Here is an 18,744-nt window from a genome sequence, read left to right on the forward strand (position 1 = left end):
CTGCCATGATCGCTGCTCGAATACCGCTTGTATTGCTTTCCGCGGGAGCTGCTGTAATGGCGTTTATGCGAGGATGAGGATGTGGAATGAAGAAGCTTGTTTATTATTTTGCGTAGCATATATTCGACACTCCTTGTATTTAAAATTTTAGCTTTTCATCATATACGGCTCGTGTCCCGGTATGGTTTCAAGCTTTGGCAAGCTAAAAGTCGAACCTTTACGCTTCTTCATGTCCACGATGCCTCTCACGATACCCTTTCACACTATCCATCATCACTATGCTACTGCTTCGGGGTCTCTTGAGTAAGGCGATTCTGCAAGCTGGCTAGCTCGCTGTATTCCTCCTCGAACTTACGGGATAGGCGAATGTAGATCGGCAGCAGCTCACGATATACCCCGACATGGCTGTGAACAGGCTTGTGCCGATATGTGGTGCCCATCATATAGCTTGCTCCATCCAGCGTCGGAATCCGTTCCAGCGCATACAGCCCCAGAATGACTGCTCCGAGACAGGAGCTCTCCAGACTCTCGGGAATGACGACCTCCTGGTCGAAAATATCCGCCATCATCTGCCGCCACAGCTCCGAGCGGGCAAAGCCACCCGTGGCATGAATCAATGCAGGACGACCAATGACCTCCTCCATGGCAAGCATTACACTGTATAGATTGAACAGTACGCCCTCCAGTGCAGAGCGGATCATATGCTCCTTCTTGTGCCGCAACGTCAAGCCGAAGAAAGAACCCCTCGCCTGCGGGTTCCAGAGTGGAGCACGCTCACCCGAAAGATAAGGATGGAACAATAGCCCCTCTGACCCAGCAGGCACCTGCTCAGCGATCTTCGTCAATACATGATATGGGTCTAGTCCTAGCCGCTTGGCTGTCTCGACCTCCGAAGCCGCGAATTCATCTCGTATCCATCGGAAGATGATACCGCCGTTGTTGACAGGTCCGCCAATGACCCATTTGCCCTCTGCCAGAGCGTAGCAGAAGAATCGTCCTTTCGGGTCCGTGACGGGCTCGTCTACAACGGTTCGAATGGCGCCACTGGTACCGATGGTGACAGCCACGACCCCGGGCTCGGTGGCATTCACACCCAGATTCGAGAGTACCCCGTCACTGGCTCCAACGACGAATGGAGTGGCTGGGTCCAGTCCCATGTGCTTGGCATAGTCTGGTTGAAGCCCTTTCATAATATGAGTCGTCGGGACCAGCTTCGAGAGCTGGTCCGGGGTAACGCCAGCTACCGCCAAGGCTTCGGCATCCCAATCGAGCTGCTTCAGATTCAGCATACCTGTAGCAGAGGCGATGGAATGATCGATGACATATTCACCGAACAGCTTGGCAAATATATATTCTTTGATGGAAATGTACTTAGAGGCGCGTTCAGCGATCTGTGGCAGATCACGAGTGATCCACATTAGCTTGGTTAATGGAGACATAGGATGGATCGGTGTTCCAGTTCGTCTGTAGATCTCATGCCCGTTCAATTGTTCAGTCAGGACGCGGGTCCAATCGGCGCTTCGATTGTCTGCCCAGGTAATGCAGGCTGTGAGGGGTTCGCCGTCTGCATCCACGGCCAGAATGCTATGCATGGCTGAGCTGAAGGATACGAAGAGAACAGACTCAGGGGCAACCTTGCTCTTGTCCATAACCTCTTTGGTCACAGTTAATACAGCCTCCAGAATAGCCTTAGGGTCCTGCTCGGCAGCCCCAGGCTCGGGGGTGTCTAGCGGGTATCCGACATGATGCTGGGCAAGGACATGTCCCTGTTCCTCGAAAAGCACGGCCTTGGTGCTGGTAGTTCCGATATCTACGCCAATCATATATTGTGGTGCGGTCAAGCTGTTTCCTCCTCTCAAAGGTCCCGTCTTGCTTATATTATGGAAAGTTACAATTATCATAAGCTTTTGTACTTTCTAACTGCAAGCCGGGCCAACAACGTTTCAATTCTTGTCGTTTCGAGATACAATATACAGTAAGCTATAAGCGTAGGAAGCTGTATTTGCATTTTAACCATGTTAAGGAGACCACCTGATGATTATTTTGAAGACGAAAGAACAGATAGAACATATGAAGAAGGCGGGAGAGATTCTCGCAGCCTGCCATAGGGAGATTGCGAAGCTGATTCGTCCAGGCATTAGCACGATGGAGATCGACGCCTTTGCGGAAGCCTTCATGCGCAAGAATGGAGCTACTCCTGAGCAGAAGGGATATAACGGATATCCGTATGCTACCTGTGGATCGGTGAATGATGTGATCTGCCACGGATTCCCGAACAAGACACCACTGCAGGATGGCGATATCGTAACGATTGATATGGTTGTGAACCTGAATGGCTGGCTCGCAGACTCGGCCTGGTCCTATGCCGTGGGTAACGTATCCGAGCAAGCTGGCAAGCTGCTGGATGTAACGAAGGAATCCTTGTACAAAGGGATTGAGCAGGCTGTGATCGGCAATCGCATCGGCGATATCTCTAATGCTATTCAGGTATTTGCGGAAGCAGAGGGTGTGTCCGTCGTGCGTGACTTCATCGGTCATGGTATTGGCGAGAAGATGCATGAGGAGCCGCAGGTTCCTCACTATGGACCTCCGCACCGCGGCACGCGCCTGAAGGAAGGCATGGTCATTACGATCGAGCCGATGCTGAACACAGGCACTTATCGCTGTAAGATTGATGAGGACGGATGGACAGCGCGCACATTGGATGGTGGATTATCCGCACAATATGAGCATACGATTGCAATTACTGCAGATGGACCTGTAATTTTGACGGAGCAGTAATCGTACGATGAACAAGGCTAGCCATATCGGTTAGTCTTGTTTGTTTTAAATTGAGATGGAAGGGGCAGGAGGATGAATGTTTATATCGAAAAAGCCAATGTAGATGACTCTAAGCTATTAGCTCAAATTCAGAATGTAATTGGATTCGAAATAACAAAAAGAAACGTTCTTTGTATGAGCGTTTCTTCTGACTAACTAACATTCCTCTATACGTTTTTCTTCCACTTCACTAATAACACTTCGTTGTTATTCAACCACTAAGGATTCTTGAGAAACCTTGGTTCTTCACCTCAAGACGAGGTTTCCCACAATACATGATCTGTACAATATTGTTTAATTATATGATATCTATCCATTAATTCCTCGGTCGTTGTGCCTGTAAAAACGATAGTGGCAACAAAATCCGCACTGTGCGCGCTTTTGTTATACCATTGCCCGCTTTGACATAGTATGATGTGCTCCTTAACCCAGTCAAAGGGAAAATGATTAGGCTGACACAGTAGCTTGCCCTCACGTTTTTGTATGTAATATATGGCGGTTAAATTAGTTTGCTTTCGATCCGTTAATTCATACTCTATGCCACAAGTCAGCTTGACGAAGGCCTCTTTTAGATCAACGCTATTTGCATGCCAGATTCCTTCACACATGTAGCCTCCAGGAGGTCTGCTGGCAATTTCACAGAATATTAGATCCTCATCTCTAACAAATAACTCGCAATGAAAAACCATAACTTCTGGTGTAGGTAAAGCGTCTATTACCTGTTGTGTGAACAGTAGAATACGCTCGTACAGTGGATCATCCTCAGCTAGCATTGTAACCAGGTGATCAGGCTCAGAGTCCTGATAGTGTAGCCCACCTGTAGAATAACGATTAATGGAACAGAAGCGTATTTTTCCTTGGATGGCAATCCCGTTGGAGCTGTGCATATCGCCTTCTATAAAAGTCTCTAACATATACCTGCTTAGATCATCTTGCCCATAGGCTTCTGTTAATAGATGCAGATCGTGATCATTCCTTATTATTTGTGTTCTCATGCTACCAAAGCCATCAATTGGCTTGAAAATAAAAGGATAGCCGTGAGCGTCTTTAAATTGTAATACATCCGTCATTGTCGTTAGCGCTTGAAAGTCTGCACAAGGAATATCGTATCTAGACATCCAAGTTTTCATCTGGACCTTGTCACGGTAAGCTACAGCACTTTCTACGCCCTGTCCTGAAATCTGCAGCTTCTCTCTAAGCTCGGCGACTCGAATAATATCCTCTTCAGCAAAGGTGATAATCTGACGAAGAGGAGAATGACTAGCGATATTTAATAATTCATCTATCGTAGAAATGGATAAATAATCGTCTGTGTGGATAGCGGCTGTATAATGTTCCTGTTCCTCTGGATGCAGATAAGCCGAGATCAGATAAAGATCCTCATTAAGCGACTCTAACCATTTATAATAGTCAGAACTTCTCTTGGACTTGTGAAGTAATGCTACGGCCATTGTGATTCCCCTTTCGAATACCCATCCAGTAGAATAGAGAATCTACTAGTGTTATGACTGCCATCGTTATAAATAACAACTTGCTGCTGTAGGATAGCAATAAGCCGCCTATCCACGGACCCAGAAAGTTACCAAGATTGATGATATTTTTCGCACCATAATAGAGTCCTCTTTTATCTTCAGGCGCAATACGATCAATTAGGAGATCACCAGCCGGGAAAGTTAGCATTTCACCAAAAGTAAAAAGAATCATGGACACACCTAGCATGATCCAATGGGTAGAATAGGCATAGCCAAGATTGGATAGCACGTACAATAGATTCCCGAACAGGATACAGTTCAATAAGGAATACTTATAGAAGAGCTTGGCTACTTGCATTTGAAATAAGATAACCAGAATTGCATTTAGTGACAGGAGACCAGAAAAAAGTACAAGCCCGTTCTCAAAACTGCTGCCTATATGACTGGCTAGCGTTGTGTTCATTTGTGCATAGCCGATCATACCGAGGATTCCTCCCATCAGAATAAGTCTTAAAGGAGTTCCATCCTTATGGATGAGGATCTGGTAATTGACAGAGGGCTTCTTTACAGATTCCTTCAGGCGTCTTGGATGCGAGTCTTGGATAATGAGGCAGAGAAAAAAAGCATATATACTGAAAATAATGCCTGTAATCAGAAATGGTAGCGAGCCATATGTAACACTAAGCAGAGCTCCTAATGGAGGACCAACAGACACGCCAATGTTGAGGGCGGCATACCGTAGGGAGAATACTTTGGCTCTCTTGTCATCCGGTGTGAGATCGGCTGCAAGTGCTTGGCTTACTGGCTCAAAGATAGATCGGCATATGACTTGCAGAGTGTTGAACAGCGCCAGCAAGAAGATGGAGCTAGATAGAAACAACGATATGAATGAAATACCTACTAGGAACAGACAGAAGACCATGACTTTTTTTCTTCCGATGTAATCGGAAAGCCCACTACCCCAATAGCCCGCAACAGTTCCGAATAAAGACGCTATGCCAATTATAAAACCTGCTGTGGCTAGGTCTACACCACCACGCTTGACCAAGTAAATGATAAGATATGGTATGCACATGGAGGAGGCCATTCGGGTAAAGATAGTACCGAATAGGAGCACGTAGACTGTCGGATGATATTCTCTCCAAAAGTTCAGCTTGCTGGGTCCTGAATGTCTGGTCTCCATCATTCAACAACGAACTCAAGCTGAGATTCCAGGTGCTGAATTGTCTGCCTGACGTCAAGCTCGGTGTCCCCTACAACGACTAGCTTTCCAATGCTGTCAAAATTGGATTCGGGAGTCTGGACTTGTGAGCCCAATTTTGCAATTTCAAACTGTTTGACCTTGGGATGATCTACAATAGCTTGTGTCTGTCTCACTGAGCTTAATATCCCTTGAGTTGAGGCATACAACATACTTGCAGATGCAACTTTGCTGTGGGATGGAGTGAAGATTGGGGTAAGCCCCATGTGAGCCTTCAATATTTCATTGACAAAGTCAATCCCCGTTGCATGATATATCAAGTCATGAATAGGTCCGCCGCCCATTCTGGGATTCACTTCAATAATATATGGGCCTGTTGTAGTGTGGACGATCTCTGTATGGGAGGCACCAAAGTCAATGCCCAGCTTCGTGAGACATTCGTGAACGATTTCGATGGATTGTTGCTGGAATGCTGTATCTACAGGAAAGGTTCCTGATTTCTCGACAAATTTAGGGAAACCGATTAATTGACGATCTGTAAGCCCTAGGATCTGAGTCGTCCCGTGATAAGTAAAGGCTTCAACGCTATATATGTTCCCTTCCAAATACTCTTCTATTAATATATTCGTTCCGGCGTATAACCCTTTACCTAAGGATCTATTAGCCATGTATTCCTGATAGGCGTGCTGCAATTGTACTTCATTGTGGACACATCTTACGCCTAGGCTGCTTGCACCGTCGCATGGTTTTATAATACAAGGGTAATTGATCGTCTTAGCTGCTGTCAGAGCTTCATCAAGTGTGTGAGCTAATATCGACTTTGGTGAAGGTATTCCATGTTGTTTGCAGATTACGCGTGTTGCCCATTTGTTTCTTGCTCTTTTTGTAGCATCAGGGTCCATGGTAGGTACTCCGATGGCTCTAGCAGCTGCAGTTGCAGGTATAACATACAGATCGCTAAGTGAGATTACAGCATGAATAGGATGTTGTACGTGATGTTCGCTAATAAAGTCAACAACGATCTGTTCGTCAAAAGTGTTCACTTGGATTACTTGATCTGCGAGCTCCAGTCTGGCTGGCTGGTAGAAGGATGGATCAGCTGTTATTAATGTCACATACCAGCCCTGCTGCTTGCAGAATTCAATGCCAGGCAGTGATTCTCTACTCTCAACAAATAAAATGTGCTTACGCATACTCTATCTCCTCAATACAGTGTGAGTTGTGGAATGCAAGGGAATAGCTTCAAGTGTGCGGCTCTGGGTGTCATAGATCATACAACCGTTGTTAAAGGTTCCTTGTGAAATAGTCGGGCCATGCAGCCATAATGCATCATTCGGTAACTGGATAGCTTCGAAGGAATAATCAATACGTCTAGTTGCTGTAAATAAGCGTACTCCTTCAAAATGATCATTACCAGAGAAGCTATATAGACACTGCTGACTAAGCATGAAATCCCAATGTTGTTGTAATTGCGGGGGCTCAGTTACCTCACAGGTCGATGAACCCGTGCAGTCTGGATAGGCATAATGGGACAGCAGGATATTATGATCTCCAGCATCCATGACTACATGTTCTGGTAATGACAGAAGGTATTCTTTATTTTTGGAGGATAACAGCGACGGAAGCTCGTTGTCCTCGTACAGAAAAACTTCTCCAGAGGCGAGGCGCTTGCGCTCCTCAAAGTCTAATTCATACCAATGTTCAGGATAGTTAAAGTGTGAGCGCTGATCAGGAATTCGCTGTATAGCATATAAATCGTGATTCCCAATGACACAGTGAGTACATTGCTCTCTGATGATCTGGACAACTTCATTGGAGTTTCTTGTGTCAAAGTAAGTGTAGTAAGGAACAGAGAAGCCAACCAGATCGCCGAGGCATACGAGTTCAGTGACATTTCTTTTTTCAAATAAGACAAGTGCTTCTTTGAGACGTGTTATATCTTCATGGATATCGGATACGATGCCAATAATCACGTTATACTCCTTTGATCAAATAGTTATGGATCAATTCGCTTGCATCGGAGACTGCCCCATATTCCTCTAGCTCATAGAGCTGAATGCATTGCTGTACTTGGGAGGGATTCAACCTGGCTTGTCTTGATAAATAGTCAATTCCGCGAATATAGGTTCGAAGTATTCTGCCGCGTGTATTCGAGGCAGTTGGTCGTAATCGTTCTCTTGTTAGATGTAGTGCGACTGCCATTGCGTCAGCAAGCTTGCAGGTCCGAAGAAGGTCAAATGGAATAGCAGTGCTAATTAAAGAGGCCTCAATGGGATGCTTGAGACTAAATTTTCTTGCATTCAAGGTACTAATGCCGAACGCAAGTTCAACGCCACCTGCCTGACCATCTCGGTGCTCCAGAACAATCAAATTGCCGATGTCTGAAAAATGCTGTCCACCTTGCTGTCTGAGTGCAAAGTTAATATTTCGGCCATGCCATTCTTCGTGACCATACTGGTGACGATAATATGAGATAGGAAATGAATCGATATCCAGACATGGCCCGTCATTCATTTCTCTCCAGAACTCCAACAAGTCTTGATCGCGAGAGGAAGCTCTGATCATGATGTCATGCTTAGGAATTCCTAAGCTGATGTGCAAAAAATGCCAGACATCCATGCACACTTGCTTTAACTTTGTAATGGGAGAAAGTGTACCTATACTTTGAAAATAAGAAGCCCATTTAGGCATCTCGCTGTCTGTGAGCAGAAGCTTGCTATTTTGTGTACGTACACATCTTTGAACAAGAAACAATCCAGGCTCAGGAATGGACGCTGCGAATAAATATGGTTTAAGGACACTAATGGTTGAACCAATGAAATACACTGAAGGGTCTAATCTAGAATTGATATCAACAGGCGTATGCTCATGATACCCTTGGGAAGAGAAATAGCTACGAAAGGACTGAATGACTCCATAATGACTTTTTGAAATGAGTTCGGGAGGGAATGGAGTATACTGGTCATCCAACGGCAGAATCATACCATGAAATCCTTCCAGATTTGCGACTCCATGGGCCCAGTGCTTCCTTGATATTTCCCTTCGTATAACAAGATGTCCCCCTGAGTCTTCCAAAAAGTCACCTGACCAATCAGCATGCCTTTATAAATCCGAATGGGCTGAATGGCGTGCATCTGCAATGTCCAATGATTAATGGAACCTATATCAATCAAGTCCGCAGTAATATGGACGAAAAGCCCCAATCTCCCTGTTGAAGAGCGGCCACTCAAAATAGGGACATAATGGTTGCTCCCCATCTTCTCCATGGTATATCCGAGATATAAGGTGTCTGGTAGAAGCACAAGCCCCTGGTCTGGAATGGGGATGACTTCAACCTCCTGCTTTACTTTCGGGTCCAATACTTTATTTTTATATACCTTAACAAAGTCGCCTAACCTGAAATTAATAGAGTTGGGGTTAATAGACTTTTCATCAAATGGCTCCACAATAATTTTACCTGACAAAATCTGTTCCCTAATTTCATGTCCTGTTAGAATCATAAGATTCCTCCATTACTGCTGATTGGCCTTTACTGGTGGCTGAATTCACGAAATACTTCACTGATATGAGGCTTGTTATAACCATGATACTTCCCGTTATAGCTAGATGTTTTGTCACCCTCAACTGACCAGAAGCTGACCTGTCCTATTTTCATATACGGATACACCTTCACTGGTTGTACACACTTCAGTTCCAACGTCCAGCAATGTTTGGAGCCGATGTGCCCTAGCTGTGCAGTGATCTGGAGAAAAAGCCCTAATCTGCCTACAGAGGATCTTCCGATTAATTGTGTCACATAGTGATCACTTCCAATCTCCTCAACCGTACTACCCAGGTATAGCTTGCCAGGTAGGAGGGTGTGTCCCTGCTCTGTTAAATGAATTTCTTTAACATTTGCTCTCTCAGCGGAATCAATGACTTGGTCGGTAATCTCCAGCAGAGAGGTTCCTAACCTATAATTGTAGCTGTTTGGGTTAACATTCTCTATCAAGAAAGGTTTAATGTGAAGTCGTTCATTCATCACTTCCTTGATAATTTCCGGGCCAGTTAGAATCATTGTGATCACCTTTGTATAATTCGTTTAGCATAGTAATTACAGGCACAATAACTTGGTTAACAGCGGCTATCGGCGTATTCCAATCACTACATACTCTGATCCGAAATACTCGTTTTCATCTGTAGCACCAGGTGCCTTGGGCATCAGAGGTGGATGTTCTGAAATATATAACTCTTCGATAATGAAAAACGGCTCTAATAGTGCAGCGGCATTGGTGGCGCTTAAGAAGGTATGAGTCAGGCCTTTCTCAGGTCCATCGACTGGAATATAAGTGATATCTTTGACGACTTCAATGCCTTTCTTCCAATCAGAGGCACGTTCTGAGGAGAAGGTAACAAAAAACAACCCGCCAGGCTTCGTAGTGCGTGCTACTTCGTAGATCACTTTCTTGATGTCCTGTAATGTTCCGTGATTAATGACTGCTCTTGAAATCGTAATGTCAAATTCGTTATCATCATACGGCAATTCCGTCATCGGGCACAGATTCAGTCGTGCCTCCACATTTCTGCGCTGCAGTTCGGAACGTGTAAAGTCAATTGCATTCGTCGAAAGATCACTGCCAGTGACGTCAAAACCAAGCTCCGCAAAATAGTAGAGGTGCCTCCCGCCACCACAGCCCAAATCATGCAGTTTGTTGCCCCGGAGGGTGGCTCTTTCCCGAAATTGTTTACTTGGACTATCCACATATTTGTAATAAAAATTGATGATCTCTTCTGCCGGGTTCAACAGAATCCATTGAGGGGATTCGAATAAATGATGCCAGGTGTTTTTTTCAATCATGCTGGTTACATCTTCATTGTAATGAATGTTTCCTTGCAGTTCTTCTTCTGTCCAAATATGGTTGGGCACGAGCATAATTAGAGAGCCTCCTGTTTAGAAAAAATGGATTTTGGATAAAACGGAGCAGTGAAGAAGGAATTCAATTCGATTTTTTGTAAAAAAATCTACAAAACTATGTAAAAGTCATTTATACAAATGATTATAATCATTAACCAATTTAATACAATAAAAATTTTGTAATTTACTGCGAAATTACATGATAAGCAGGAGATAGGACCAGTCAAGTGCAGAATTGGAGTGAAGCAACAGAGTGCTTAGTGTGACTCGGGGGGGCAAAAAAACAGCCATCTAAGGTGAAGTGACCCCAAAAAGTTGACATTTTATTTAGGCAACCTGGACGTGCGATAGATACAGCTTCTGACTAACAACTTAAACCAATTCTAAATTAAACTTGGACAAAAAAACTGCACCTCCAACTGCTAGATGGTGTCTAACAATTGGGGTGCAGTTCACTCCTGATGACTGCCTCATGTTGTTCGTTGTATGTTGTTAATGGACTGTTAAGGTTCCTTCGCCGGCTACATTTCCTTCCGCGAATGCGGATCGGCAGGGGCAGTTGGCTGGATTTTGCGATACTCCTTGTACATATAGAGTCGCCAGTGGGTCAGTGTGCCGAAGGCGAGAATGAAGAATACACCTGCCGTCTGTGGGATGGAAATGTACATATAGACGAGCTCGTGCAGCAGTAGTCTCACAGCCAGCAGCGTAAGCAGAATGAAGAAGAATGCCCGCGAGCGCTGGACAAATACTTGACCCTGCTGTACTTCGAAGCGAGTGCTGCGAATGAGCGGATAGGAGAAAATGAACCATCCGATCAAGAACGAAGCAAGCGCCCATAACAGTGGGATACGTACATCCGGTACGACAAACATCGCAAATCCTGTCGCCATGCCTACAGGGGGCATAATAATTGTCTTGCTGTTCACCGGACGGTGTCCGACCTTCATACGTATGAAAATAGCCATCAGCGCTATGGTAAGCATGCCAAACGTAGCGCCATATTGCAGGTAAGTCGGGTTAATCTGAAACATGCAGGAACCTCCTTCTGGAGATGCAGTTGCTTTTATGACGTATTGTTGATATCTTGAATTTTAACTACAATAGTATACCATATTTAGTAGGCCTGATGCTCGCAGTCGATATCCATTCAGCTGTGATTGAACTGTAATGCTCCTTCGGCGTGGTTATACAGAATATGAGAGCAGGTTATGTAACAGACTACAGTATAACCCTTGATGGTTATAATATACAGTTACTCTTGGGATGCCAACGATCAGTTGTTGCTACTGCGCTCTGTTCGAACCAGGTACAGCATGGCGCCAATAATCATGATGAAGGCAATCAAGGCCAGCATTGGGATCGTAATGAATCCGAACCAGTTCAAATAGTCATTCTCACAGGAGACACGACCACAAGCGGTACCGCCTGAGGGTGCAGAAGTGCGGGAAGCAGCAATCCGTTGAATAATGACATGATAGGTTGAGATGGCTGCGCCGATCCCTGCCAGTGGCAGCACGTAGGTACGAACACCCGTATCACCACGGAAATAGGCAATCCCTAGCAGCACGGTGAGTGGATACATCAGAATACGCTGATACCAGCAGAGCTTGCAGGGCTCGTATCCCAGATATTCGCTGAGATACAGGCTCCCTAGTGTGGCGATACATGCGACGACCCATGCACCGAAGAGAACCAGATCGCTTTTTTTGTAACCAAGCATAAGAAATCCCCTTTTTATATAGTATAATCTGGCTCGTCCTGAAGTAGGATAACATCCCTTCATGAGCCGCTATTATTTGAATCTGTTAACATCATATCTAGGTTCACCTGATTATGTAAAGCTATGCTTGACTTTATTAGTTGTAACTAATAAAATTACATTTGTTGATTTTCCGAAGACTACGTGAGCCGTAAGTCATGGTGCATCCTTGCTGGGTTGAGGTAGTTTTCGGAGATCCGTGGACGAGGAGCTCGCTGTCGCCGATTCGCGAAAACAATATTTATATTTTTAGGAGTGTGAACCATGTCTAACATTGAACATAACGAGACGCTGCGTGTCATTAGCGAGCGTCATGCTGTCAAGAAATATGTAAAGGATGCAGCTCTTCCTGAGGAGCATCTGCAAGCGATCCTGCGTGCTGCTGGCCAAGCTCCATCTGCTTGGAATCTTCAGCATTGGAAATTCCTCGTGGTTGAAAGTGAGGCTGACAAGCAGAAGCTGCTGCCTATCGCTTACAATCAAAGCCAGGTTGCAGATAGCAATGTGACGATTGCCGTCCTTGGTGATCTTGAGGCTAACCGCAATACATTTATTTATGATCAGGCTGTTGATAATGGCTTCCTGCCGGCTGAAGTGCGTGATGCACTGGTAGGACAAATTAACGGAGCTTATCAAAATCCGCAGGTAGCGCGTGATTCTGCAATCCTGAATGCTTCTCTGGCTGCACAGAACATCATGCTGGCTGCCAAATCTCTTGGCTATGACACTTGCGCTATGGGCGGCTTCAATCCAGCACAGCTGATCGAGAGCTTCCAGATTCCTCAGCGTTACATTCCAGTTATGCTGATTACGGTAGGAACAGCACTGGAGCCTGCTCGTCCATCAGGTCGCCTGCCACTGGAAGACGTAGTTGTACGCGGCAGCTTCTAAGAAATGTCATATTCCTGACCAAGCTTATCCTGTTAACGAACAATATAAGTTATAAATATTATGCGAAGAGGGACTGCCTCGTCGCCACTAGCTGTGGTGAACGAAGGCAGTCCCTCTTTTGGTGCTATTTCATCTTTTTTGAGACCAAATACAGCAGGTCGGCGGTCAGAATGGGCAATGACACCGAGGAGGGATAGGCCAGATAACGTGGCTCCCACGAGGGGTTGAACTTTTCCTTATACCGCCTGAGTCCCTGAAATCCGTACCAGTTACCACCGTATTGAAAGACCAGCCGTGCCATGCGTTCTTCACGCAGAGCCTTCTCGTTCTGTCCGACGCTGGACAGTGGTGCCATTCCGAGACTAAAGGTCGTGTAGCCCTCCTCCCGCGCCCATTCCATGACATGAGTGAACAGATAGTCCATCGTGCCATTTGGAGCATCAGGTAGATGTCGCATGAGATCAATGGCGATCTTGTCATCCCCGTCATAGGCTGGGGCCAAAGAAGCGAATGCGATAATATCCCCATCTGGATTGCGTACGAGCGCTACTGGTGCACGAGACAGATAAGATTCCTGGAACCAGCCGAGAGAATAGCCTTTTTCCTTGCGTCCCTTGAGCCACTCGCATGATACATGCTCAAGCTGCTCCAGCAGGGATGGAGTCAATGGAGGATGCACCATGGCAAAGGAATAGCCCTCCCGGTCGTAACGGTTCCTGACGGTCCGTAGTGGCGTGTTCTTCTTCCCGGAGATGGTGAATTCCCCCAGCTTGACAAGAGCCACCTCCCCCAGCTTGAAGAAGCGGTATCCATTCTCGTGATAGATGGGCAGGTAGTCTGGGGACACCTGGTAAAATACCACGAGCAGGGCGTAGCGATCCGCATACTGCTGGAATTCCTGTATAGCTCGGCTAATTTGCTCCCGCGGGCCCAATGGATCACCGAGCACGACCAGCTTGTTGCGGGTGCGTGCATATGGAATCAATACGTTGCCATCACAGGCCCAGTAGAGATGCTTGTCGCCAAGGAATAGCATGTGTGTCAGCAGATGACCGTCCTCGTCCTCCAGGAATTGCTCAAGCTTGTCCAAGGCTTCCTCATCCAATTGCTCGGATCTGCTGCGCTGAGGGCGAAGCACCAGATACATCGTCAGGAAAATCCAGGCGAACAGCAGGCTGAGGACCGCTGTAATTGCGATTCGATTCGGGCCAATGAACAGATGCGAGTTCATACCTTGCGGCAGCCAGTGTGAGAAATAACGATAGCCACCAGCCCCAATCAAGAGGTAGACTCCGGTCACAAGGACCGATATACCGCCCCAGATGAACAGATTCGTCCTCCGCAGCGGTGCTCCAATCCGGTAAAAGCGAGAGCGGGACAGCCACAGCATCAGGGCAACGAACAATAGGTAGCTCGCCTCCTCGAAATCCAGTCCCTTCACGAAGGTGAAGACGGCCCCGGCAAGGAGTAGCACGAGTGTCAGCCGCAGTGCTCGCTTGATCCGCAGCGATATGCCGTGAGACAGCACAATGAGCATAATCCCGATCATAACGGAAATATCGTGGGACAGCCGCATGATCGGTAGCGTCAGCAGATGCTCGGCCCAGCGAAGCCTGTATAGCAGACCAGGTACAGCAGCCGATAGCAGCAAGACTGCGCCGGCGATCAGCACCAGCTTGCTCAGTGCCCATACGCTAAGGTCAGCCAGGAAGCGGAACTGCCCAGGCCAGCCCCAGAACCGCTGCCATTTGTTCAGCGAATAGGTCCAGCCAGCTCCGGCAAGCTCTCCAAGCTTCTCCCGTCCGGGCATCATTTCAAGGGCTGCCAGCACCATCCCGATGAGCCAAGGGATGACGAAGTAGAACAGTCGGAAGAGCAGCAGGACGGTGACAGCACGATCCGCGTCTACCCCCAGCAGTTGGAGGCCTAGCAGTGTGGTGACATCGAATGCGCCCAGACCGCCTGGTGCGAGACTGATAATGCCGGCAATAGCCGCCACGACATAAATCCCGATCAAGGCGTCTATTGGAAGGCCATCCAAAATCTGAAGTGCGGCCACGGCAAATGCAAGGCCTGCGAACAGCCATTCCAGCACCGAGGAGAGGAGGAAGGCCAGAATGGTCTTCCACGGAATTTGTCCCTCACCTTTGTTGAACCATTTGCCGAACATGGGTGTGCGCTGAAGCAGCATAAATACTGGAAAGTACGCTGCCATCCCCCATACAGCCCAGCGAAGCCAGGAATATTCCTGCAGCATGGCACCTACGGGCAGAATATGCAGAATACATGCCCATGCCAGTAGAGACAGACCAATAATTACAATAGGCGATAGGAAGATGACCGCAGTCGTAATGGTCTTGAGTGGTACACCGCTCTTCTTGTACAGCAGAGCCCGCAAGCCCGCTCCTGTAAAGCCGGCGAAGCCAAAGGCATTATTGAAGGTGTTGGCGATCCATCCATACCGAAAGGCTGCCCAGCGGGTGACCTCCAGCTTGAAATGGCGCCGAATCACAAAATCATAGGAGCTCATGACAGCAGCAGCAATCAGCGAGAATATGAACATGAAGACGATGGAGCCAGATGATAAGCCCCGCAGCTCGTTCAGCATGCGTCCCGGATTAATGGATTGCAGCTCCCGGCTACCCAGCCACACGACCAGGGTAATAATAACTACCGGAATGATCAGGCGTACAATTCGTTTCTGATAGGCGGAGACCACCAGTTGAATGATTTTGAGAGATGCTAAGCGCTCTCTGAAAGGAAGCATATTTTCACCTACCTGGTAATCTTGAGCACATCATTCGTGCCTTAGCGGCACAACCTGTAATGAATCCATAAGTACATACGCAATTGTTGAAGCCTTGGTTCATAATACTACATTAATACACAAATTCAAGTTTCAGGACCTCGAATTGTAAAATCATTGTACGGGGCCCGTTATTTTACACAACTGTAGTGAGAGATTGGCTTTCTTTTTACTAGAAAGTGTATACTAGGATTAACAGATCTGAACAATCGTAAGATTTCTAATCCAGATCATATAGAATTTAAGCTAGATTGTACGGGAGAGATGATTCATGGTAAAGTTCTTCAAAAGTATGCTGAGCTGGATATGCTCCTTTGGGATTGCGATCGTCATTACATTAGTTATCGGTATTTTTGGTATTCAACCTTATACGGTTGAAGGTCATTCTATGGACCCGACGTTACATGACCAACAGAAGGTGCTAGTATCCAAGATTCCGAATACGTTCCCGGGAACGATAGAGCGCGGGGATATAGTCATTATTGATAGTCGTGTACATGAGGCGCGCACCATTCGGGATGATATCATGGAGCAGCCTATCATGCGCTGGCTGAGCGATGAGCCGACGGATTCCATCTATGTGAAGCGTGTAATCGCCAAGGCTGGCGACGAGCTTGAGCTGAATCAAGGTCAGGTATATTTGAATGGTACACTGCTGAATGAGCCATATATCAAGGAAGAGATGATGGATCAGGGGGATCAGACGTGGGACGTGCCTGAGGGCTACGTCTTCGTGATGGGAGATAATCGCAATAACAGTAACGACAGCCGGGTGCTTGGTTTCATTCCGCTCAGTCATGTGATTGGTAAGAAGCTGAATTAGAGCGCTGGAGCAAGTAGGCTGCGTTCATTATAGTTAGATAATACACTCGCTACATGAGTGATATCGCCGTCAGCAAGGGGTATCACGGTATTTGTGCGGTAATGATAGGTAGGTAATACATCTAAGATCGAGGGCAGGCTGGATAAAGCTTTGTCCTCGATCTTTTTTGTATATATAGCTATTACCTAATTTATGATCCTGCCATGAGTAACGCTGATAATTGGGTAATAATGATAGACGAAATATCTATCTCATGAACCAGGGAGGAATGTGACCATGGCACAAGAGCAGATGTACTACTTTTATACAGGAACATATGCATCACAGGAGGAGAAGGCCCTATACCTGTGCAAGCTGGATGGCGACAATGGAGAGATGAGCATTGTGAACGGCACCGATGGCATTGAGCGCCCGTCCTTTCTGGCTCTACATCCGGAGGAGCATTGTCTGTATGCTGTCAGTGAGGACGGCGAGGGGAAGGTATATGCTTACGAAGTCGATGAGCAGACTCACGAGCTCCGGCTATTGAACCATCAATTAACACAGGGGGCTCATCCCTGCTACGTCTCGGTGACGAAGGATGGTGCTTTCGCTCTGGTCTCGAATTACTCAGGAGGCAATGCCGGGATGTTCCCTATCGTGAGTGGTGCAGGTCTTGAAGAGATGGCCTCCCAGGTCAAGCATGTCGGGTCTAGTGTCCATGCAGAGCGCCAAGAGGGACCACATCCCCACTCGATTGTGCCTGATCCTTCTGGCGATTATGTGATGGTCTGTGATCTGGGCATGGACCAGATCGTTATCTACCGGATCGAGGAAGGCAAGCTGGTGACGCATAAGGAAGCTGAGCAGCCGAAGGGGGCCGGGCCGCGTCATCTGGTCTTCCATCCGAACGGCCAATTCGCCTATGTAGCCAATGAACTGGACAACACGGTCTCGGCCTTCTTGTACGATGTGCACTTTGGAGAGCTGCAGCCCCTCCAGCATCTATCTACGCTGCCTGAGGATTATAGGGAGGAAAATACGGCCGCTGATATTCGGGTTACGCCATGTGGTCGCTTCCTGTATGTATCGAATCGCGGGCATAACAGCATTGTGTTGTATCGGATCGACGAGGAGAGCGGGAAGCTTGAACGGATAGAATGGGTGGATACGCTGGGGAAGACACCGCGCAATTTTAACCTGGTGGGCGGTTATCTGATCGTGGCTAACCAGGAGAGTGACAATCTCGTCTCCTACTCTATCGACGGGGAGACTGGTCGATTGACAGCGTCAGGACATCAATTAGAGCTGAAATCGCCTGTATGCGTGGAGCCTGTGGTGCGATAGTGGTTAGGGTAGAGCGAGTGTAGTAGCAAGATAAAATGAGCTTAGGGTAAGGTGAAGCGAGCTTAAGGCAAGTTAAGGCGACATAAGTATAGTCAAATATAACGAACGATTGAAGGGGCGTGTGTGGGACGCCTCTTTTTTGTATGAGCTAGCTTCGTATTTGCACCGCATCAGAACTGGTCCTTAGTAACTAGACAACAATGAGATATGACTCATGAAATCATGGGATCAATTTGTTTATCATAATAAAAAGGGGAATGTATGTACCCATTGTGGAATATTTATATATGCAATAAAGGAGGCGCATCATGAAGATTGCCGTGACGGTCAAGAGCATAGCCAAGCGCAAGCCTGTATTGGCTAAGCAAACTATTGAGCTTCCTGAAACAACGAATACATTGAGACAGCTAATTGAGCATACAGTTGCTTGGCAAATTCAGAAATATCAGGATCGTCAGGAGGAGAATAACGGACTTGCTTATTTGCTTCCGGAGAGTATCGATGATCAGGCATACACCGGGAAGGTTAGCTTCGGAACCATCAATCGTGATGGGATGCCTGACGTGACAGAGGCGTCTGCGGTTGCTCTTACTGCCTATAAGGATGGCTTGTACCGTGTATTCCTGAATGAACAAGAGCTCGAGCAGTTGGATGAGCTACTACCCTTAGAGGAGGGTGACGAACTGGTCTTTATCAGGTTAACCATGCTGGCAGGGCGATTGTGGTAGCCTTTCACAACTAGAGTCAAG

Annotated in this window: 17 protein-coding genes; 5 read left to right on the forward strand and 12 right to left on the reverse strand. The window is 46.8% G+C overall.

What is annotated here, in order from left to right; translation table 11 throughout:
- Window positions 1-281: 281 nt before the first annotated feature.
- The gene (gntK, locus tag K331_RS0111870) at window positions 282-1,841 is read right to left on the reverse strand and encodes a gluconokinase (protein ID WP_028590452.1); all 1,560 of its coding nucleotides are present in this window, start codon (window positions 1,839-1,841) and stop codon (window positions 282-284) included.
- A 193-nt stretch (window positions 1,842-2,034) separates the two neighbouring features.
- Here gntK and map point away from each other — a divergent pair, with 193 nt between their 5' ends.
- The gene (map, locus tag K331_RS0111875) at window positions 2,035-2,781 is read left to right on the forward strand and encodes a type I methionyl aminopeptidase (protein ID WP_028590453.1); all 747 of its coding nucleotides are present in this window, start codon (window positions 2,035-2,037) and stop codon (window positions 2,779-2,781) included.
- A gap of 290 nt (window positions 2,782-3,071) precedes the next feature.
- Here map and K331_RS0111885 read toward each other — a convergent pair whose 3' ends face one another.
- From K331_RS0111885 to K331_RS0111930, 10 genes are all read right to left on the reverse strand, one after another.
- The gene (locus K331_RS0111885; protein ID WP_028590454.1) at window positions 3,072-4,271 is read right to left on the reverse strand and encodes an ATP-grasp domain-containing protein; all 1,200 of its coding nucleotides are present in this window, start codon (window positions 4,269-4,271) and stop codon (window positions 3,072-3,074) included.
- A complete protein-coding gene (locus tag K331_RS0111890; RefSeq protein ID WP_051289805.1) occupies window positions 4,231-5,478 on the reverse strand; it encodes an MDR family MFS transporter in 1,248 nt (415 codons plus the stop codon). The genes K331_RS0111885 and K331_RS0111890 overlap by 41 nt, the downstream gene beginning before the upstream one ends.
- Window positions 5,475-6,686: an ATP-grasp domain-containing protein gene (locus tag K331_RS0111895; protein WP_028590456.1), complete on the reverse strand. Its 1,212-nt coding sequence runs from the start codon at window positions 6,684-6,686 to the stop codon at window positions 5,475-5,477. The genes K331_RS0111890 and K331_RS0111895 overlap by 4 nt, the downstream gene beginning before the upstream one ends.
- A gap of 3 nt (window positions 6,687-6,689) precedes the next feature.
- Window positions 6,690-7,466 (reverse strand): metallophosphoesterase family protein, encoded by a 777-nt coding sequence (locus K331_RS0111900; protein ID WP_028590457.1) that lies wholly within the window; start codon window positions 7,464-7,466, stop codon window positions 6,690-6,692.
- A 1-nt stretch (window position 7,467) separates the two neighbouring features.
- On the reverse strand, window positions 7,468-8,475 hold the full coding sequence (locus K331_RS0111905) for a hypothetical protein (protein WP_028590458.1): 1,008 nt from the start codon (window positions 8,473-8,475) through the stop codon (window positions 7,468-7,470).
- Window positions 8,472-8,993: a dCTP deaminase gene (gene dcd / locus K331_RS0111910; RefSeq protein ID WP_028590459.1), complete on the reverse strand. Its 522-nt coding sequence runs from the start codon at window positions 8,991-8,993 to the stop codon at window positions 8,472-8,474. Before dcd ends, K331_RS0111905 begins: the two co-directional genes overlap by 4 nt.
- A gap of 29 nt (window positions 8,994-9,022) precedes the next feature.
- Window positions 9,023-9,550, reverse strand: coding sequence for a dCTP deaminase (locus tag K331_RS0111915; RefSeq protein ID WP_028590460.1), 528 nt, complete (start codon window positions 9,548-9,550; stop codon window positions 9,023-9,025).
- Window positions 9,551-9,616: 66 nt separating this feature from the next.
- On the reverse strand, window positions 9,617-10,405 hold the full coding sequence (locus K331_RS30965) for a class I SAM-dependent methyltransferase (protein ID WP_028590461.1): 789 nt from the start codon (window positions 10,403-10,405) through the stop codon (window positions 9,617-9,619).
- Window positions 10,406-10,908: 503 nt separating this feature from the next.
- Window positions 10,909-11,421, reverse strand: coding sequence for a CcdC family protein (locus K331_RS0111925; RefSeq protein ID WP_028590462.1), 513 nt, complete (start codon window positions 11,419-11,421; stop codon window positions 10,909-10,911).
- A 242-nt stretch (window positions 11,422-11,663) separates the two neighbouring features.
- Window positions 11,664-12,110 (reverse strand): disulfide oxidoreductase, encoded by a 447-nt coding sequence (locus K331_RS0111930; protein ID WP_028590463.1) that lies wholly within the window; start codon window positions 12,108-12,110, stop codon window positions 11,664-11,666.
- 303 nt (window positions 12,111-12,413) lie between these two features.
- On the opposite strand from K331_RS0111930, the gene K331_RS0111935 reads away from it, so the two are divergent.
- Complete coding sequence (locus K331_RS0111935) at window positions 12,414-13,040, forward strand: nitroreductase family protein (protein WP_028590464.1); 627 nt, start codon at window positions 12,414-12,416, stop codon at window positions 13,038-13,040.
- A 124-nt stretch (window positions 13,041-13,164) separates the two neighbouring features.
- On the opposite strand, the gene mprF is transcribed toward K331_RS0111935, so the two are convergent.
- Window positions 13,165-15,807 carry a bifunctional lysylphosphatidylglycerol flippase/synthetase MprF gene (gene mprF / locus K331_RS0111940; protein WP_028590465.1) on the reverse strand — a complete coding sequence of 881 codons (2,643 nt, stop codon included), beginning with the start codon at window positions 15,805-15,807 and terminating at the stop codon, window positions 13,165-13,167.
- Window positions 15,808-16,117: 310 nt separating this feature from the next.
- On the opposite strand from mprF, the gene lepB reads away from it, so the two are divergent.
- The 3 genes from lepB to K331_RS0111955 all read left to right on the forward strand — a co-directional run bounded on the left by lepB (window position 16,118) and on the right by K331_RS0111955 (window position 18,723).
- On the forward strand, window positions 16,118-16,669 hold the full coding sequence (gene lepB / locus K331_RS0111945; RefSeq protein WP_018887149.1) for a signal peptidase I: 552 nt from the start codon (window positions 16,118-16,120) through the stop codon (window positions 16,667-16,669).
- A gap of 276 nt (window positions 16,670-16,945) precedes the next feature.
- A complete protein-coding gene (locus K331_RS0111950; RefSeq protein ID WP_028590466.1) occupies window positions 16,946-17,995 on the forward strand; it encodes a lactonase family protein in 1,050 nt (349 codons plus the stop codon).
- A gap of 308 nt (window positions 17,996-18,303) precedes the next feature.
- Complete coding sequence (locus tag K331_RS0111955) at window positions 18,304-18,723, forward strand: hypothetical protein (protein WP_028590467.1); 420 nt, start codon at window positions 18,304-18,306, stop codon at window positions 18,721-18,723.
- The last annotated feature ends 21 nt before the right edge of the window (window positions 18,724-18,744 follow it).

It is taken from the genome of Paenibacillus massiliensis subsp. panacisoli DSM 21345 (assembly GCF_000426545.1).
GTDB classification, from domain to species: domain Bacteria; phylum Bacillota; class Bacilli; order Paenibacillales; family Paenibacillaceae; genus Paenibacillus; species Paenibacillus panacisoli.

What these genes read in the sequence shown, in the direction of transcription:
- K331_RS0111890 (WP_051289805.1), bottom strand. Translation starts at nt 5,478, where the DNA reads ATGATGGAGACCAGACATTCAGGACCCAGCAAGCTGAACTTTTGGAGA.
- K331_RS30965 (WP_028590461.1), bottom strand. Translation starts at nt 10,405, where the DNA reads ATGCTCGTGCCCAACCATATTTGGACAGAAGAAGAACTGCAAGGAAAC.
- K331_RS0111955 (WP_028590467.1), top strand. Translation starts at nt 18,304, where the DNA reads ATGAAGATTGCCGTGACGGTCAAGAGCATAGCCAAGCGCAAGCCTGTA.
- K331_RS0111935 (WP_028590464.1), top strand. Translation starts at nt 12,414, where the DNA reads ATGTCTAACATTGAACATAACGAGACGCTGCGTGTCATTAGCGAGCGT.
- mprF (WP_028590465.1), bottom strand. Translation starts at nt 15,807, where the DNA reads ATGCTTCCTTTCAGAGAGCGCTTAGCATCTCTCAAAATCATTCAACTG.
- K331_RS0111885 (WP_028590454.1), bottom strand. Translation starts at nt 4,271, where the DNA reads ATGGCCGTAGCATTACTTCACAAGTCCAAGAGAAGTTCTGACTATTAT.
- K331_RS0111905 (WP_028590458.1), bottom strand. Translation starts at nt 8,475, where the DNA reads ATGATTCTGCCGTTGGATGACCAGTATACTCCATTCCCTCCCGAACTC.
- K331_RS0111895 (WP_028590456.1), bottom strand. Translation starts at nt 6,686, where the DNA reads ATGCGTAAGCACATTTTATTTGTTGAGAGTAGAGAATCACTGCCTGGC.
- K331_RS0111915 (WP_028590460.1), bottom strand. Translation starts at nt 9,550, where the DNA reads ATGATTCTAACTGGCCCGGAAATTATCAAGGAAGTGATGAATGAACGA.
- dcd (WP_028590459.1), bottom strand. Translation starts at nt 8,993, where the DNA reads ATGATTCTAACAGGACATGAAATTAGGGAACAGATTTTGTCAGGTAAA.
- K331_RS0111930 (WP_028590463.1), bottom strand. Translation starts at nt 12,110, where the DNA reads ATGCTTGGTTACAAAAAAAGCGATCTGGTTCTCTTCGGTGCATGGGTC.
- map (WP_028590453.1), top strand. Translation starts at nt 2,035, where the DNA reads ATGATTATTTTGAAGACGAAAGAACAGATAGAACATATGAAGAAGGCG.
- K331_RS0111950 (WP_028590466.1), top strand. Translation starts at nt 16,946, where the DNA reads ATGGCACAAGAGCAGATGTACTACTTTTATACAGGAACATATGCATCA.
- K331_RS0111925 (WP_028590462.1), bottom strand. Translation starts at nt 11,421, where the DNA reads ATGTTTCAGATTAACCCGACTTACCTGCAATATGGCGCTACGTTTGGC.
- lepB (WP_018887149.1), top strand. Translation starts at nt 16,118, where the DNA reads ATGGTAAAGTTCTTCAAAAGTATGCTGAGCTGGATATGCTCCTTTGGG.